The sequence below is a fragment of the Ruoffia sp. FAM 20857 genome (assembly GCF_045528645.1).
Taxonomy (GTDB): domain Bacteria; phylum Bacillota; class Bacilli; order Lactobacillales; family Aerococcaceae; genus Ruoffia; species Ruoffia halotolerans.
Genome location: NZ_JBGQRB010000012.1, coordinates 1 through 16,199, shown reverse-complemented (window position 1 = coordinate 16,199; position 16,199 = coordinate 1). Strand labels below are relative to the sequence as shown.

Here is a 16,199-nt window from a genome sequence, read left to right as displayed (position 1 = left end):
TTTGTATCATATGAAATCTATTCTACTATTAGCGCCTCTAGATCTTTATAAGTTTTAATCGTTGCAGGATTTGATGTTTGATATTTGATAGATTTACCTTTTAGTGTCTTCTCATGAGGATAATCAATAAGTTGTAATTCTACTCGTCCTTTTAATTCACCATCAAGAAAATATAGAAGTGAATCACCTAGAGCATATTCATCTTGAACTACTTGATTGTAAAGTACTATAACTCTTTCAACATTATCTAATCGTTTAGGATTTAGCTTCCAAGCTTTTCTTGATCTTTCTAATAATTCTTCTTTTGACTCAGGTAATACATTAATTTTAATTACTAATACCTTTTCCATTAACTACACCTCATTTTTTAATTTAGTGAATCACTGATTCACTTGTTTAATGAATCATATCATTTAATCAAATGGATGTAAAGGGTTAATTGTTATTTAGAATTTTTTATTCACATCCCCATCCAGAAAATAGCTCTCTCCTTGTTTCGCTCTCGTGACCGCTTCCCGCCCGTTGGGCTCCAGCTGGACTCGATCGAACCCATCCGTTCACTATTTTCTGGATGGGGATTTTATAGTTCTTATCCTCAGGATGAGCGTTAAAAACACATAACCGTAATTGGGCTAAATCTTAGCCTAGTTACGGTTATTTTATTTGTCTAAAGCTGATACATCTAACAGTTTGTTGAACCGATTGCGTTGTTAAAACCCTATAATAACGCTATCATTAATGGTAAAAGGAGAATGAGATAGCCTTTGAAAACGAATCTAGATTTTGAGCAGTTACTAGACCAATACAACCCTTTAATCCATCGTGTCATGTAGAGTTTATATATTCATCCATCAGACAATCAGTATGAAGATTACCTGCAAGAGTTACGTATCAAACTTATTAAGATAGCGGAGAATTTTGACGGCGACCCGCTTGTTAAAGACAAGTACCGATACACTAATTTTGCTAAGCGTGGTTTGACTTGGTCGGATTCTTATGTAGGGAATCCTAAAATAGCTAAGTCTAAAGGAAGTAAAAGACCCTACAATGAAGGTGGCCACTATATCCGTTACTCGAGCGTTGAAGATTGGGTGTATCTACTACGTCCAGGTGGAACTTATAAAGTAAGTGGAGTTAAGAACTTTAAAGCTGCTGTTAAAGGGTTCTTTAGAGCAGGTGGTGCAAATTATGATTATGCTACATTAGGGTATTCTGGTTATATGGAGCGTATAAAAGCACGTAAGTATGGTATTGATAAGTAGAATCCAGATGTACTAGATAGGTTGGATCAAGCACTTTTTAGTGAAGTAGTTGATGAATCTAATAGTAAGAAACTGAAAGTGGCTCAAAATGCTACTCACTGGTATACAGGAGAGGTAATTCCAGACTGGGTTAAAGAGTTTGAACTCATTGAAGAAAAAGAGGTCACTTATAAGGCCTATCTTCTAGGTAACGAAGGTATTACGATTGGTTGGATAATTAAGTCAGATGTTGCTTAAGTCTTTTAAATACATGCTAATTGCGTAAAAAGCCATCTCGATTATTAAGCAAATCCCCCAACCCACTAGTGTAGCGAATGGTTCATTTGAGTCCTGCTGGAGCCCGATTAGGGCGGGAAGCGGTCACGAAAATGAAACACCGAGTGGAGCTAGTGGGTTGGGGGATTTTTATATTAAAGTTTACAAATAATTTACATTAAATTTACGTAGAATTAATAATGGTATAGTCTATTATAGATGTCCTTTCAACAGAACGTATAGATTGAACATATTATAATCTCCGTATATTCATTTAAGAACAGCCTATGTCAGGGCTGTTTTTTTGTTGTTTAATTTAATAATTTTTATTTAAAATGAATGTATGACAGATATATTCATACGTTCTAACTTGATGATTATGTAAAAGATTACTATCAGTGCATTGAATTCTTGCAAATCTATATAAATTTAAAATAAAGTATAAAATATAACTTGTGAATACAATTATTTCATATAGAATATAGATATATAATCATATTAGTTAAATAATTTAATCTAGGAAGGATTATTACAAATGAAGATAAAGTCCATATAATTGTGTAAAAGATAAAAGGCCATGTAACAGCCCTTTTACGGTACAATGTTTTTAACCACAAAAACATACCTAGGAGGACTTTACATGACCCAAGTACATTTTACACTGAATAATGATGAGGTTCAAAGTATTATTGAACACTCGGTAAAAGATGATGTATCTAAAAATATTTTGACGACAGTTTTCAATCAATTGATGGAAAACCAACGAACGGAATATATTCGAGCCGAGGACATTGAAAAAGAGAGTCTTGAATGTTAAAATAAAAGCGATTACAAATGCGAAAGCAAAGATATATAGAGAGGAAGGAGGCTATCAAATAAGAGAAGACTGTATATGTAGGTATAAGATAGACCTGTTAAAATGATGCAGAAGATGGCAAAAATCTTATCAGAATTCATAAGGAGGCAAAGATATGATAAAAAAATATTTACTCTTATTTTCAACAGTCAGTATGGGGCTTGCGGGTTGTGCACAGGTGGAGAATGCACCAGCAGAAGAAGCAGTGGAAGCCCCTCCTATGGAACAGATGGATGAGAACACAGTTGAAGAAGAAACGCCTGAAGAATTGTTTGAACAAGTCCAAAATAATGCGCCTACACAAGAGCGACTGGATGCTTTAGTCGACATTGCCATGCATTACTACTGGTATGGTGGTGACCTCAATGTTGCGGAAGAAGAGTTTTTCCAAGGCATTACGTTGCATGGGGATTATGACGTGGTGGAAGAATCCTTTAGACAAGCGACGATTATTGATCCACTAGATACGGACTTGAGAAGGTCTTTAGCGGCTGCGCAAGTCTTACAAAATGATTTACCCGAGGCTTTAAATACCTTAGAAGAAATTCAAAATACCGATGAAGAAAATTTTGAAGCCACTTTACTTCATGCCGTTTACTCGAAAGTTTCTGGAGACGATGAAACTTTTGATGAAGGCTTCGATCGATTAGCTGAAATAGACGAGGAACGAGCAGAGGACTATCAGGCATTAATTGGTTCGATTGAAGAGATTAAAGACACGGACTTTAATACCGAAGCTCCGGAAACATTGCCAGAGGAAAACCATACGTTCATCACGCTTGGCTATGCCTTATCGGACGAAGGTGAAATGGAAGAGACTTTAATTGAGCGACTGAATGTGACCCTGGAAGCGGCAGAAGCTTATCCAAATTCACATTTAATTGTAACGGGTGGCGTACCCAAAGCTGGGAACACAGAGGCCGAATTAATGGCCGATTGGTTAGTGGAAAATGGCATTGATGAAGAGAGAATTTCTCAAGATCCACTAGCTACTGATACAGTAGAGAACGCATTGTTTTCTATGGATATTGTTCAAAATGAAGGGTTTGAAGATATCACGTTGATTACAAGCGCCAGCCATATGCGAAGAGCGTTAGTGACATTTAACGAAGCCAATCGACTGTTGCTTGAAATGGCAGATGAGGAAACTGAAAGAGAATTTACCAACATCGTCTATATGGATTATGACAGTGAAGAAGAAGCGTATGACATTACGACCGAAGAAGATATGTCCACGCATAGAGATGCCTTACGTACATCAGGCATCTGGCAATTCCCGGGGCGACAAAGATAAAGGATAGAATAAAAAATTCGTTAGTCCTCTTAAGATGATAAGAGGCCAACGGGTTTTTTATTTTTTAAGATGAATGATTCATAGAGAAAATAAGCGGCATCCGCATCTTCTTCATGTCACTCCATTCGTTCATAGTCTTCATAGTAGTCGACGGTTTCTGCATGCACATTTTGGACGATTTCTTCAATCGCTTCGTGTGATTCAGCCTCTTCGAAAGTTAAATCGCAGCTTAGAACAACAAGTTAATTTAGGAATCATCATTTTATTGGGAGTAGAAGGTTCCGCTGGGGGTACCACTTGACCATTTCACCTTGAGGGTTTTAATGAGGATGTTCTTTTGATATTTCCTTGGATGTAAGATTGGAGATACCATAATTGATAGGAGATAGGAAAAGCGGCTTGTGGCTGAAGAGTGGGATACACTCTATTTATGTGGGTTTGTATGGGCATTCGTATTTCAAGATGCTTTGCAAAATCCAAAGAAGGTATGCGAAATATAAAATATTTAGAGACTTTAATAGGTACTTTTACTCAAATGAAAAAATATTTGTTAATATTATTGTTACCAATGCTTTATTTTTCTTTAAGCACCACGGCATATGCTAGTTCGAATCCAGAATCAACTTTTGAAAATTATGAAACTACTAACTATAATTTTTTTGAAGTTAATTTTGATATTCCTTCGAATTGGCGTGTTGTTGAAACGGATGATAGAAAGACTGTATATTTTTATCCTGAAGAAGGAGTGTTTATGTTTCAGTATATAGACGATATATCACTTGAGACTGAAGAGAGTAGAAAAGACTTCGAAGTTGGACTAAATCAAAGTGGTGGCAAACTAGATAATGAGAAGATTTTAACTAATAATGCAAGTTATAATGATGCGTATTTGTATGAATTGGAATATGAAGTCAATTCTCAAGATTATTCTGGTAATTTAATGCACTTTGATACTACAGAAGGTGTGATGACAGTATCTTATGTGCTACCAGTTAATTCATCTGAAGATTATTCAGAGGAGTATTCTGATCTGCTAGCATCAATGGGGTTTGAAGTGGATAATGATGAACAGGTAGGATTGATTAAAACAGATTCTGAAGATAGTAAGTATGAGAATTCTTTTACAGTATCTTTCGATGACTATGAAATATATTATTTAATTGATGAAGATGATAGTACAATATCAATCTTTACATCTGATGCTCCGTCTGATGTTTACGTATCTCAGTATACAGGTGATTTCAATAATGGTATTAATTTTGACTGGTATGGATTGAAGATGAGAGCGCACTACAACTACTGGAACCAGGATTCAAAGCTTATTATACATGATGAAAGTGGTTATGAACTTGAAGAACTTGAAGCCCGAAATTCAGCGCTATCTGTAGTAGAAGGATTCATGAACAAACATAATTAATATATCATGTACGTTATTAAAAGATGGACATACTAATTCAACTATTATAAAAAAGACTTTTTAAGAGCTAACAATATTCGCAAACTTCTAGCGTATTATAAAAATAAGCTAAATGCTGTGGAAGAGTTCACTATTGAGTTTGATGTCAATGCTTACGAATCTTCTAGGCAGTTAAAAAGTATTTTTAAAGATATTAAAGAATTGTCACTCGGTCAAAAAGTGGTAACTATATTAAATTTAATTTTAAGTCATGGAGACTTCTCTAACAATCATAAACCTGTAATCATCGATCAACCAGAAGATAATTTGGATAGCAGGTATATATACAAAAACTTGTAGAGCAATTACGCCAGTTAAAAGAAAAAAGGCAAATAATCATTGCAACTCATAATTCTATCCTCGTCACCAACTCCTTATCGGAAAACGTGATTGTAATGGAATCAGATGGAGAGAATGGTTGGATATCGAAATATGGGTATGCTCTAAGTCCACCTATAAAAAAGGAAATTCTGAACATCTTAGAAGGTGGACCAGACTCCTTTAAACACAGACAGAGCGTTTTTAACGACGTAATTAGTTAAATCGAATTTAATTGTATTCGGATAATATTTGTCTCAAATTTTTCTCTACGTATCGTTTATAAAAATAAGGGTTAAACCTCTAATGCTGTTTCCGAAAGGAAGCGGCATTTTAATTACGTTTTTCAATCATTGTAAATATAAATCCTAGTAACCATAGTCATAACTCAAGAGTATTGACTATGCTTCCGAGGTCCAGTAAAATCAAGGGAAATAAAGGTGTCATAACTTATGTTCAAAAAGGGGGGTAAAAAAAGATGAAATATGGTTACGCACGGGTGAGTACCCGCCAGCAAGATCTGGAAGGGCAGCTGCGTCAACTCGAGGAGGAACGCTGCGATCGGGTTTACTTCGAGAAAATTACGGGAACAAAAAGTGATCGCCCCGAATTCCAAAAACTCCTTCAGGAAATTGAGACAGGGGATACTTTGGTTGTGACGAAGTTGGACCGCTTCGCTCGCAGCACGCAACACGCATTGAACACGATCAAACTCTTATTTGAGAAGGGCGTGCGGATCAATGTGTTGAATCTGGGGATTATTGAAATTACGTCCACGGGAAGATTGATCTTCACGATTTTCAGTGCTTTTGCGGATTTTGAACGGGATCTGATTGTGGAGCGTACACAAGAGGGAAAAGAATTGGCCAAACAGAAACCCGACTTCCGGGAAGGGCGACCGAAAAAATTCAGCCAGCAACAAATCAATTTGGCTATGAACCTATTGGAGGACCATTCCTATAAAGAAGTAGAGAAAATGACCGGAATCAGTAAGAGCACTTTGACGCGTAATAAAAGAAAAATTATAAAAACATCAGGTAATAAGCTGAGTGATTAGATAATTTGCTATACTAAAAATTATCCAAGTCAAAAAGGAGTGATTTACATGGAATGGTACGAGAATCGAATTTTATCTGCAATAAATGGGACTAATCCAATGCTGATAAAAGAATTAAAAGGTGGCTATGCTGTTTTTGGAGATGTTCAATTTTTACCTGGCTACTGTGTGCTATTACCCAAAAAAGAAGTTAACTCTTTGAATGTTTTGTCTTTAGAGGAACGCGAACAGTTTCTTTCCGACATGAGTATTCTAGGAGATGCTATTATTCATAGTTGCACACCTACTAGAGTTAATTATGACATTTTAGGAAATACTGATAATTTTTTGCATGCCCATGTTTTTCCACGTTATGATTGGGAAAGTAAAGAACGACAAAAAATGCCTGTGTGGCTATATGATAGTTCCAACTGGCACAATAAAGAAACCTCCTATAACCCTATAAAGCATGATGAAATACGTAATAGCATTCAAGAGTATTTGAACAAGAATTATGAATAAGAGTTATTGGTGTTAGTATCAAATCTTAGACAGCTTTTCGTAGAGACAAGAATAAATTAAACTTATCTACGAGAGGATGAATTTTTATGACCCGGTATAAAGAAAATTTTAAAAGGTATAATCCATTTGTTAAGATTGTCTTTTTTTTAGGCATTAATAATAATCTATAATATAGAGTAATAGTGTATCCATTACTTTAAAGCAAACACATGACGGATATACTCATACGTTCTAACTTGATGATTATCTGGCTGCATACGCACTTTAAAAATAAAAAAATGATCGCGATTATCCTTCGCTTTAAAAGATGGGAGGCGAAAGTAATTAACTTGAGATTCACTCATAGCAAAAAGAATCTCGTCAATCAAAAAGGTCAAAGGGACGTCCATATTTGCATAACGATAATAATCAGTTTTAAAGCGGTCGAAATTTTCACTAAAGTAATCAAAGTGAACGCTACTTTGATGTAATTTTTTAAAATCTAACATCATATACCTCCTCCCTATAAACTACCTCAATCAGTATAAGAACAAATGTTCGATTAGTCAAGGTGACTTAGTTACTAATTGAATGTTCTGCGAACAATCAATTTTGAGATGGTGAATTAAAGATAATGGTTGAACGACACACGCAAAAAACGCGTGAGTCTTATCAATAACGAAGTCTATCGACCTCGTTATTACTTGAATGTATTGAACGTCGCATTAGTCGAAAGAGCCGACTAGAGCGACAATACATTAACTTGATTATCCAATTTCTGACTGTTGAATCAGTCGGAATATTATATTTTCGAGTTTAATGTCCGATAGTAATGTGCTTATACTAAGCCTTTATAAATATAATTGAATGTATTTTTTCTAGTTCCTGTGATTTATGCTTTCGATCGAAACGCAAAAAAAATTTCCCCCTAAAGTAGTTTACTTTTTTAAGAGTCTACTTTAGAGGGAGCACATCATGATTTCAATGCTCTATTTTTATTTGTAGCATTGTGGTTTATCCAACTCATTTTATTAGAGTATGTTGATTTTTTACAAAATGATCTAATAGTGTATACACCAGAGATGGTAGGTATAACATTTTAAAGTGTAATTTGGATAAAACAAAGCTTAAAAAATTACTATATTAAATCGCTGTTAGGAAACTGTTTTATAAAATCCTCCATAAAATCCCAATCGGGATAATAATTGCCATTTTTATCTTTTATTGATGGAAGTTTTATTTTCGTATTCGTTAGTCTGTTCCCGGTCCAACTTCTACCAAAAGAAAATTTTGGTCTTTCTTGGTCTAAAATAGTTATTAAAAATAAAGCATTATACTTATTGAGCTTAGTGTGATATCCGCAAGATGTTTTTCCTTTCATCCCAATAAACTCATTGGGCTGATATGTAGAGTACCCTGCAGAGCCGGCACCTAATTGAACGAAAACTATACAATTACCTTTAGAAATATAGTCTTCATTACCTTCCTTTGATACCATTTTATCAAAGCCATTTTCTTTCTTTTTTGCTGCAATATATGGTATATCATCACCTTCAATTAAATCCGCAACTGTTTCTCCTTTAGTTGGTTCGAAAGAATCAAATATTTCATTTAATTCGAAAGTTTTATAAGAGTCTAATTGAGTAAAAATATTTTTGTTGGTTAGTTTAATATTTGACGACGGAGCAATAATTTTTTTATTCAAGATATATTCTGGTACTTCGTCTGGTAATTCAATTTCACCTAAAGTAGTATTAGCTTGTCTACCATAACTATATTTATATGCATTTGAAGAAATTGCTGTGCACCAAAATAATTTTTCACTATCAGACATTTGATATTTGGGTGTCAATACAAACAAATCTCTTCCGCTATAATATGGTCTAGGTTGTAAAAATGTGGAAAGAACGCTACCTCCTGCTGCACAACTAATAGTACCGGCTGGCTGTGGAGTAATGCCCTTTATTGGTTTGACTCTAGCAGAAACGCCATTATTTTCAGATGTTCTTGATACAAAGTTAATATATTCTGTACTTTTATTATTAACTTTTTCACAATTTATTAATTCTAAATCAACGCCATACTCAATATCAAATATTTCATTCAGTTTCATTAAACTTCACCGTTTCTAATTAAAAAAGCAAGATATTCATTCACTGTATTTTGGAAATCTTGTTCGTCTAACTTAGAATAGTCAGTTTCCATATAAGCTTCAGCTAACCATTCATCATTAGCAGTCACTTTTTTATTTACAGAAATACCTGTTTCTTCTTTTCTATGAAAATATAAATCTAACCATTTCGTTTCTGTCATTTGCCATATACCATCTGATTTTTCAACCCTACCAATGTTTTTCCTCTTTTCAAATCCATCTTCTTTGAAGTATCCAAAGAAAGTCTCCTGCAAAGGCGCATCCTTATGCCTTACACCCAAATTAAAAATCATACAGCAAGCAACTGCACTAGCACCTGGATGAAATAAATCATCAGGAAACGAAAAAACAGCATCAAGTGTATGTTTTTCTAACATTTTTTCTTTAAACATTTTAATATCACCCTTAATGCTAATAGCACATTGCATAGGTAATAAAACAGCAAGCTTTCCAGTTTTAACTTTTTCTGCGGCAGCATAGACAAAATGAAACCCTTTTGAGGGATCTTGTTTAACTGATTTATTCCAAGTGTTAACATAATTTGGATCGGAATGTTTTCTTTGTGCATTATATGGCGGATTCATTAGTACCGTATTAATATTTGCATCAAAGTCATCCATTATTTCAAACATACTACCTTGACGTATATTTGAATTTCCATCGCCATGGATTAACATATTAGTTGTAGATAATCCGAAAGCTGTTTCTTCATATTCTATACCAAAAATTTGTTGCTTTTTAACTCTTTCTTTTTCCTCTTCAGTGTCACAATCAGCCATTGCTTCGGTCATTCCTCTAACCAAAAATGCACCACTACCGGAACAAGGATCGAGAATTACTGAATTTCTATTAACACCAACAACTTGACACATAAAGTGAACAATATGATCTGGAGTAAATGCTTGATTTTTATCTGACTTTCCTACGTACTTATTGAAGGTCGTGAAGAAAAGGTTCAATAAATCCTGTCCCATAGTGCTTTTATCATTTATGAAAGGTAAAATACTATTATCAATTACTCTTAATATTTCTTGAAAATGTTCATCATGAAGGTCTCTAACATCTTGAGATTCTATAACCTTGTTTTTCAATATTACTAATTTGCTAGCTTTATTTATATCATCATCAAGTAAACTTTCTAAAATCCCCTCTATTCCTGCTCTTATTTGAACGTTTGAAAGCTTATCATAAACAAGATTATTTTTTAAAGCTAATAAACAAGTGCCGACAAATTGGCTACGTATTCTTTCATTAATTCCATAATTATGTAATAATTCATTCAAACCGTAGGTACTTTCAATAATTCTATATTTATCATTCCTCGTACCAAAGTGAACATTTTTATACTCTTCCATAGAACGTATAACTCGTTCATTAATATCTTCATGTTCATCATTAATAATGTCAGCACCATCTTGCCAAATTCTAAATTTACTATTAACAGTGCTTGCCAAAATAGCAATAACTTTATTTCCAGTTAATTCTTTTTCAAAATTCACATATTGTTGCAATTGTTCCATATCTTCAGAACTCGTGCTATCTTTTAACCGTTGTTTAGTCTCTACTAAAATCGTTAAATTCCCATGTACAAATCTCAAGTCAATATCTTTATAATTCCTTCTAGCATTTGGTAAAATATAGTCTAAATAATTTTTACCATTTTTGGCAAGTCCTTGACTGTAACTAAATTCACCTGCTTCTATGTTATGCGTTAAATATTCACTTCCAATTAAGTTTACTATTTCATATCTATCCATTATTTTCTCCCTATTCTTATAACAACATTAAACTTTTACTATTATTAAATATTATAGCATATTATATATTTTTTTTAACAGCATCATAAAATATAATATTATTATTATTTAAATCTTTATTAGTTCTATCATGGCACTCAATAATATCAGAATAATTTAGTATAAAAAATACACACTTAATATAAAAGTGTGTATTTCTAAAAATGAATTCATCACGCTGACATCTTATATTTTATAAATTACTAAAAGTTGTTCCATTTCTTGTTGCTTTAAAAAAAGTGGTAAGTAATATCTAGGAATGGAGCTGTTTGAATAAATACTAGTTCATACTTATATCAGTGGTTAGAATCGTTTAGTAACAATGGATAACGGACTTTTAATCAGTGGGTCGCAGGTTCGATTCCTGCGCGGGTCATACTAATCTCATCATAATAGTGATTAGTTAATAATTAACAAGCCGGCTTAGCTCAGTTGGTAGAGCATCTGATTTGTAATCAGAGGGTCGAGGGTTCAACTCCTTTAGCCGGCACTATTTACAAGACATCCCTACTTAGGTAAGGATGTATTTCTGTGTTCATATTTATTGAATAATCTATCTAAATAAATATATTTTTTCTCTTTTTAAAATTCAAATGATTATTTGTTTATTGCTTGAAAATAAGAATCTTGTACGAGATGTTGTACGGTTTGTTAAAAAGACATAAATTGAGCAAACTTTTCTGCTGCTTCATCTCTTCTGTTCTGAGTTACATGGTCATATATATTCATTGTAGTTTCAATATTGGCATGACCGAGTCTCTCTTGAACTTCCTTCATTTCTAATTTTGCTTCAAAGAGTAATGCACAATGAGTATGCCTAAAACCATGAACATTAATATGTTTTAGTTTATGCAATTTTGTTATTCGTTGAAGAGCAGTTCCAATATAGTATAGATTTAAAGGATTATTTTTTTGGTTTGTAAAAACTAATTGTTCAGGACCATTAGCATTAATCCCAAAGGATAATAAATCTTTTCTTTGAATATTACGCCAGTTAACTAATAAATCCATGGTTATATTGTCGATAGATATTGTGCGATGACTTGCTTTAGTTTTGGGTGATTGAAAGATAGTACCATGTTCCCCTTGAGCAAGGACTCTTCGCACAGTTAATGTTTGGTTTACTTCATCAATATCTTTCCACTTCAAATGACAGAAAAATTTAAATTCTGTTATTAGTAAAGCTGAAGAAGGTTCTTTTGACATAAAAGACTTAAATAGTATAATCAATAGTTTTAAAAACCGTAATAAATAAGATACTGTTTTTTCATTCATTGAATCCATTTAAGGCTTCAATGCCTGCGAGTAGTGTTTACTTGATTGTAACTATGTATTTCTCCTTATATCTCTCTTGCTTTCTCTCAAAAACGATTGTTTTTGATACAAGAATAATAAATAGAAAAATAGAACCTCTTCTGATTTTACGACCCAGAAGAGGTTCTATTTTTTTCTTAGTTATTTCTTTTTGATTTAATACGATAAGGCAGACATTCCTCTAGTGATGTTATCTCTCTATAAACTTTTTTCAAAATCAATCGCTCCAGCAGGAAAATATCCAATTATCTATAAGTTTGCCTTCTCGCATAAGGCATAGATTTGATTAAGAGCGTAACAAGCCAGAGATTATGTAGTTTTTTAATAGGGTTAATTAGTTTTCGCTTTTAGCATGCAATGGTTCAGTCTTTTCTTGGTGAGTAGTGACCAATTTTGAATAGGTTTCATTATTCAACTTATTTACTATTTGTGACAAATCGGTTATTTTTTTTAGTGCTTCTATTGCTTGGTCTCTTTCTTCCTTGTCATAAAGACGGATTAAGTTTTTTAAAAATAAATAAGCCAGTTCATTCCGCTCACTGGTATATAAATTTTGTCGACTTATCCGCATGTCTTCAATAGCTATTTTTGCTCTATTGAGTTCTTTTTCTTCCAAAGTTAAATGGATAAAATTGACATAAAGATGAGAATGCCAGTTTGCAAATTCACTATTAACGGCTGCTAGTCCTTTGCTGTTGTCGAAAAAAAATTGTGCTTTTTTGAAATATTGGTTTCTTTTCTTAGAAGGGACTATAGACATAATATTATTAAATAATTTTGTTTCAAAAAAGGTCCAGCTGCTTATTCTGTCTAGATAGTTAAAGATAAAGTCGAAACTTAAATCACCATCTGACTCTTTTGATAAAATAAGTTTGAATAATAGTGCAACTCTGCTCAAAAAGACTTCTGTTTGATTGGACGAAAAGCGTAATTTGTTATGGAGGTTGGTTAAAGAATGTGGATCTTGATTCCAGTAAGCGTTAAAAATAGTCACTAAAAAATCATCTGTGGTAAAGAGTTTCCCATGATGTTTATACATAAATTCATCGTAAGATACATTTATCCTATTTAACAATTCTTGAAATTTTTCTACAGAAATAGAGTGTAGTCCTTTCTCAAATTTTTGAAAGAAAGATCTAGAAACAATGCCTGTGTAAACTTCTTTTTGTGAAATGTTTTTCTGCATACGTATTTTTCTAAACGTTAATCCTATCAACTGATGTACCTCCGTATTTTTTGGGTAGTTTATGACCCATATCATAACATAAAGAGTGCTCGAAAAATGATAAAATAACAGTACAAACGGATACGGAGGGATACAAATGATTAAATTTTATAATAAACAGTACCTAGTTGCAGCTTTTATTTTCATTGGACTTGCAGCAGTAGAGACTACTTTTAATGCCGCTACTTATGCGTATATTTTTAAGGTTATTGAGGAAAAAGACACCTCTCTATTATTAAAGTACATTATTCTTGTTGTCTTGGGTTACATATTGTTTTCTATTATTACTTATTTAAAAGATTTTTGGACAAATAAGAATATTGCTTTTTTTAACACGTCTTTAAAGACTGAATTAATAAGGAAAATTTTAGAAAAAGAGACTTCTTTAAGTAAAACCGAAGGAGTATCAAGTAATACATCATTTTTTATGAACGATCTCAAGTTACTTGAAGAAAATTACGTAAAGCAACTATTCAATGTCGTCAGCTATTTAGTTACTCTAGTTGTTATTTTGACTTTTTCTATGAGCAACAGTTTTTTATTGACCGTTATCTTTTTAGTATTTACATCAGTAACACCACTGTTTACAAACATTTATAAAGAAAAAATAGAAGAAAGTAATAGTCATTGGACAAAAGAGAATAAATCTTTTTCTTCTATACTAAAGGATATCTTAAGTGGGGCTGAAACAATAGCTTCATATAAATCCGAAAATTATTTCATTAAAAATTTTTATCTGAAAGTAAAAGGTTTAGAAGAGAGTACTAAAGACATGAATAATGCCATCTCATTATCGAATGCATTGGTCATCGCTTTATCATATTTATTTCTGTATCTTCCGATTGGCATTGGTATCTACTTTACTATTCAAGGGCGAATTTCGTTAGCGTCTTTTGTAGCCGTTCAATACTCCAGTAGTTGGATCATAAATAATTTTTTAGGATTATCGCAGTGTATAAACAAGTTAAACAGTATAGGAGAAATCAAGAAGACGATAATTAATACACTGGAATTCAAACAGCCAGATGATACCAATGTATTAAGGAACCAGAAGATTGATTCGGTTGTTTTTCAAAATGTTTCATTCAATTATGAGGACAAGAAAATTTTTGAGCATTTAGATTTAACATTAAATTCAAACGATAATGTACTTTTAGAAGGAGCTTCAGGTAGTGGTAAATCGACATTTTTAAAATTACTGACAAAAAAATTAACCCCAACTAATGGTGAAATTTTCATTAATGGCGAAGATATGAAAAGCATTAGCAAAAATGAATTATACAATTATGTGAGCTTAATTCCCCAAACGGTTGCTATATTTAATGACACACTGAGAAACAATATTACATTAGGAAAAGAAGTAAGCGAAGAAAAGTTAAGTGAAGCAATTAAAAAAGCAGGGTTAGAAGAATTAATACAGCAAGTAGGTTTAAATTATCTAATCGGAGAAGATGGAGAAAGATTATCAGGAGGACAATTGAAAAGAGTAGAAATTGCAAGAGCAATTCTGTTTGATAAACCAATACTCTTAATCGATGAAGGGAATGCCTCACTAGATAAACATAATGCTTTAGCCATAAACAAAACAGTGGCTAATTTAAATAAGTTAGTTATAGACGTCGAACATTATGTCCCGGAAGAGAGTGTGAAAAATTACACTAGAAAATACTATTTAGAAAGTAGAAGAGTACAACCAAGTTGATATCAATTTGCAAGGAAGGGGACTACTAACTTTCTAAAAAATATATACAAAAAATGACAGTGTACATTTCAGTTCCTCCATAAGGTATAATATTATATAGGCTATATTTTTTGTTGAGAGTGTAATATATTTATATAATTAACCTGAATAATTCATAGCTCTATAATTTAAGCTGGTTTCTTGAATAAATTAATCGTTCTTGGAAAAATTGGGAATTTTTCTACAAAATAGTGCGTTCTCGAAGTAGATTTTAACTAAATGAACCTTCTTACGATTCTCTTGTTTGTTTGAAGGCATACTTCTCCCTTGTAGACGATTGATTCAAAAAATTAACGTGATGACTGATTTAAATCCATTGACTGGATCGCCGTAGGCGCTCGAAGACCCTATAGAATTCAGTTTGATACACATGATAACTCGACAATTTTAGATTGGCTCGTCTGCCTGTTTGCACAAGTTTGCCAGCGACTTTAAGGAATGTTAGTCGGATTGAATGAATAGTCATCCCTTGGTTCTTTTTATCAAAGCCGATAGTCTTTAGACAGTTGATGAGGTTGTATGCAAGCAGACTAATCATCATTCTGACATGATTTTCTAAGAAGCGTGGACTATCTGTTTTATCGAAATAAAAGCCACCTTTCGCTTCTTTGATGAAATTCTCCATTGTCCCTCGCTTGCCGTAAAGAGAAAATATAACTTGAGGCGATACGTTATCTGACAGATTGGTCACAATGAATGCGTGTTGAAAGAGGAGTTCTCCTGCTTCACGGATTGATCGAATACAGACACAACGGGGTTTCGACCATGATTGTGCTTGATAAGGCATTGAAAAATACTGAACTTCCCGATCTTCCCATTTTTGGTTATCCCCGTAAAGAACGGATTGCTCAGCTAATTGACTTAACCTCCGATTGTTCTTTAATCGGATCACATACTGACTTTCATTTTCTTCACAAGACTCATACACCTCTGGTGTTGCGAAGCCGCTGTCCCCACGAACCAATATGTCAGTATTCGGTATGGATTCATTGT

15 protein-coding genes, 1 tRNA gene and 1 pseudogene are annotated in these 16,199 nt (G+C 33.2%); 10 read left to right on the top strand and 7 right to left on the bottom strand.

Annotated features, from left to right (window positions below):
- Nucleotides 1–17 precede the first annotated feature (17 nt).
- A complete protein-coding gene (locus tag ACEN4N_RS04180; RefSeq protein WP_407089962.1) occupies nucleotides 18–350 on the bottom strand; it encodes a hypothetical protein in 333 nt (110 codons plus the stop codon).
- Between the two features lie 627 nt (nucleotides 351–977).
- On the opposite strand from ACEN4N_RS04180, the gene ACEN4N_RS04175 reads away from it, so the two are divergent.
- From ACEN4N_RS04175 to ACEN4N_RS04140, 8 genes and pseudogenes are all read left to right on the top strand, one after another.
- Nucleotides 978–1,262, top strand: a complete 285-nt coding sequence (locus tag ACEN4N_RS04175) for a hypothetical protein (RefSeq protein ID WP_407093747.1) — start codon at nucleotides 978–980, stop codon at nucleotides 1,260–1,262.
- A gap of 21 nt (nucleotides 1,263–1,283) precedes the next feature.
- Complete coding sequence (locus ACEN4N_RS04170; protein ID WP_407093746.1) at nucleotides 1,284–1,499, top strand: hypothetical protein; 216 nt, start codon at nucleotides 1,284–1,286, stop codon at nucleotides 1,497–1,499.
- Nucleotides 1,500–2,157: 658 nt separating this feature from the next.
- Nucleotides 2,158–2,316 (top strand): annotated as a pseudogene (locus ACEN4N_RS04165) (transposase); the annotation flags it as partial.
- A 172-nt stretch (nucleotides 2,317–2,488) separates the two neighbouring features.
- The gene (locus tag ACEN4N_RS04160; RefSeq protein WP_407089960.1) at nucleotides 2,489–3,667 is read left to right on the top strand and encodes an ElyC/SanA/YdcF family protein; all 1,179 of its coding nucleotides are present in this window, start codon (nucleotides 2,489–2,491) and stop codon (nucleotides 3,665–3,667) included.
- Nucleotides 3,668–4,202: 535 nt separating this feature from the next.
- Nucleotides 4,203–5,084, top strand: coding sequence for a hypothetical protein (locus ACEN4N_RS04155; RefSeq protein WP_407093745.1), 882 nt, complete (start codon nucleotides 4,203–4,205; stop codon nucleotides 5,082–5,084).
- Between the two features lie 117 nt (nucleotides 5,085–5,201).
- Nucleotides 5,202–5,423, top strand: coding sequence for a hypothetical protein (locus ACEN4N_RS04150; RefSeq protein WP_407093744.1), 222 nt, complete (start codon nucleotides 5,202–5,204; stop codon nucleotides 5,421–5,423).
- Between the two features lie 496 nt (nucleotides 5,424–5,919).
- Entirely contained in the window at nucleotides 5,920–6,498 is a 579-nt protein-coding gene (locus ACEN4N_RS04145) for a recombinase family protein (RefSeq protein WP_407093743.1), read from the top strand.
- Between the two features lie 48 nt (nucleotides 6,499–6,546).
- Nucleotides 6,547–6,999, top strand: a complete 453-nt coding sequence (locus ACEN4N_RS04140) for an HIT family protein (protein WP_176244428.1) — start codon at nucleotides 6,547–6,549, stop codon at nucleotides 6,997–6,999.
- A gap of 191 nt (nucleotides 7,000–7,190) precedes the next feature.
- On the opposite strand, the gene ACEN4N_RS04135 is transcribed toward ACEN4N_RS04140, so the two are convergent.
- From ACEN4N_RS04135 to ACEN4N_RS04125, 3 genes are all read right to left on the bottom strand, one after another.
- Nucleotides 7,191–7,487, bottom strand: a complete 297-nt coding sequence (locus ACEN4N_RS04135) for a DUF5960 family protein (protein WP_407093742.1) — start codon at nucleotides 7,485–7,487, stop codon at nucleotides 7,191–7,193.
- A gap of 629 nt (nucleotides 7,488–8,116) precedes the next feature.
- Complete coding sequence (locus ACEN4N_RS04130) at nucleotides 8,117–9,091, bottom strand: restriction endonuclease subunit S (RefSeq protein WP_407093741.1); 975 nt, start codon at nucleotides 9,089–9,091, stop codon at nucleotides 8,117–8,119.
- Nucleotides 9,091–10,887: a class I SAM-dependent DNA methyltransferase gene (locus ACEN4N_RS04125; RefSeq protein ID WP_407093740.1), complete on the bottom strand. Its 1,797-nt coding sequence runs from the start codon at nucleotides 10,885–10,887 to the stop codon at nucleotides 9,091–9,093. Before ACEN4N_RS04125 ends, ACEN4N_RS04130 begins: the two co-directional genes overlap by 1 nt.
- A 456-nt stretch (nucleotides 10,888–11,343) precedes the next feature.
- Between ACEN4N_RS04125 and ACEN4N_RS04120 the strand changes: the two genes are divergently transcribed.
- Nucleotides 11,344–11,416: transfer RNA gene (locus ACEN4N_RS04120), tRNA-Thr, on the top strand.
- A gap of 161 nt (nucleotides 11,417–11,577) precedes the next feature.
- On the opposite strand, the gene ACEN4N_RS04115 is transcribed toward ACEN4N_RS04120, so the two are convergent.
- Both ACEN4N_RS04115 and ACEN4N_RS04110 read right to left on the bottom strand, forming a co-directional pair.
- Entirely contained in the window at nucleotides 11,578–12,210 is a 633-nt protein-coding gene (locus tag ACEN4N_RS04115; RefSeq protein ID WP_138404956.1) for a site-specific integrase, read from the bottom strand.
- Between the two features lie 364 nt (nucleotides 12,211–12,574).
- Nucleotides 12,575–13,456 carry a helix-turn-helix domain-containing protein gene (locus ACEN4N_RS04110; protein ID WP_171031336.1) on the bottom strand — a complete coding sequence of 294 codons (882 nt, stop codon included), beginning with the start codon at nucleotides 13,454–13,456 and terminating at the stop codon, nucleotides 12,575–12,577.
- Nucleotides 13,457–13,562: 106 nt separating this feature from the next.
- Here ACEN4N_RS04110 and ACEN4N_RS04105 point away from each other — a divergent pair, with 106 nt between their 5' ends.
- Nucleotides 13,563–15,167, top strand: a complete 1,605-nt coding sequence (locus tag ACEN4N_RS04105; RefSeq protein WP_407093739.1) for an ATP-binding cassette domain-containing protein — start codon at nucleotides 13,563–13,565, stop codon at nucleotides 15,165–15,167.
- A gap of 346 nt (nucleotides 15,168–15,513) precedes the next feature.
- Here the strand turns inward: ACEN4N_RS04105 and ACEN4N_RS04100 are convergent.
- Nucleotides 15,514–16,199, bottom strand: a 686-nt coding sequence (locus ACEN4N_RS04100; protein WP_407093738.1) for an IS1380 family transposase, incomplete at its 5' end; no start/stop codon positions are given.

Coding starts and splice junctions, on each gene's coding strand:
- ACEN4N_RS04180 (WP_407089962.1), bottom strand. CDS start 350: ATGGAAAAGGTATTAGTAATTAAAATTAATGTATTACCTGAGTCAAAA.
- ACEN4N_RS04160 (WP_407089960.1), top strand. CDS start 2,489: ATGATAAAAAAATATTTACTCTTATTTTCAACAGTCAGTATGGGGCTT.
- ACEN4N_RS04155 (WP_407093745.1), top strand. CDS start 4,203: ATGAAAAAATATTTGTTAATATTATTGTTACCAATGCTTTATTTTTCT.
- ACEN4N_RS04145 (WP_407093743.1), top strand. CDS start 5,920: ATGAAATATGGTTACGCACGGGTGAGTACCCGCCAGCAAGATCTGGAA.
- ACEN4N_RS04140 (WP_176244428.1), top strand. CDS start 6,547: ATGGAATGGTACGAGAATCGAATTTTATCTGCAATAAATGGGACTAAT.
- ACEN4N_RS04135 (WP_407093742.1), bottom strand. CDS start 7,487: ATGTTAGATTTTAAAAAATTACATCAAAGTAGCGTTCACTTTGATTAC.
- ACEN4N_RS04130 (WP_407093741.1), bottom strand. CDS start 9,091: ATGAAACTGAATGAAATATTTGATATTGAGTATGGCGTTGATTTAGAA.
- ACEN4N_RS04125 (WP_407093740.1), bottom strand. CDS start 10,887: ATGGATAGATATGAAATAGTAAACTTAATTGGAAGTGAATATTTAACG.
- ACEN4N_RS04115 (WP_138404956.1), bottom strand. CDS start 12,210: ATGGATTCAATGAATGAAAAAACAGTATCTTATTTATTACGGTTTTTA.
- ACEN4N_RS04105 (WP_407093739.1), top strand. CDS start 13,563: ATGATTAAATTTTATAATAAACAGTACCTAGTTGCAGCTTTTATTTTC.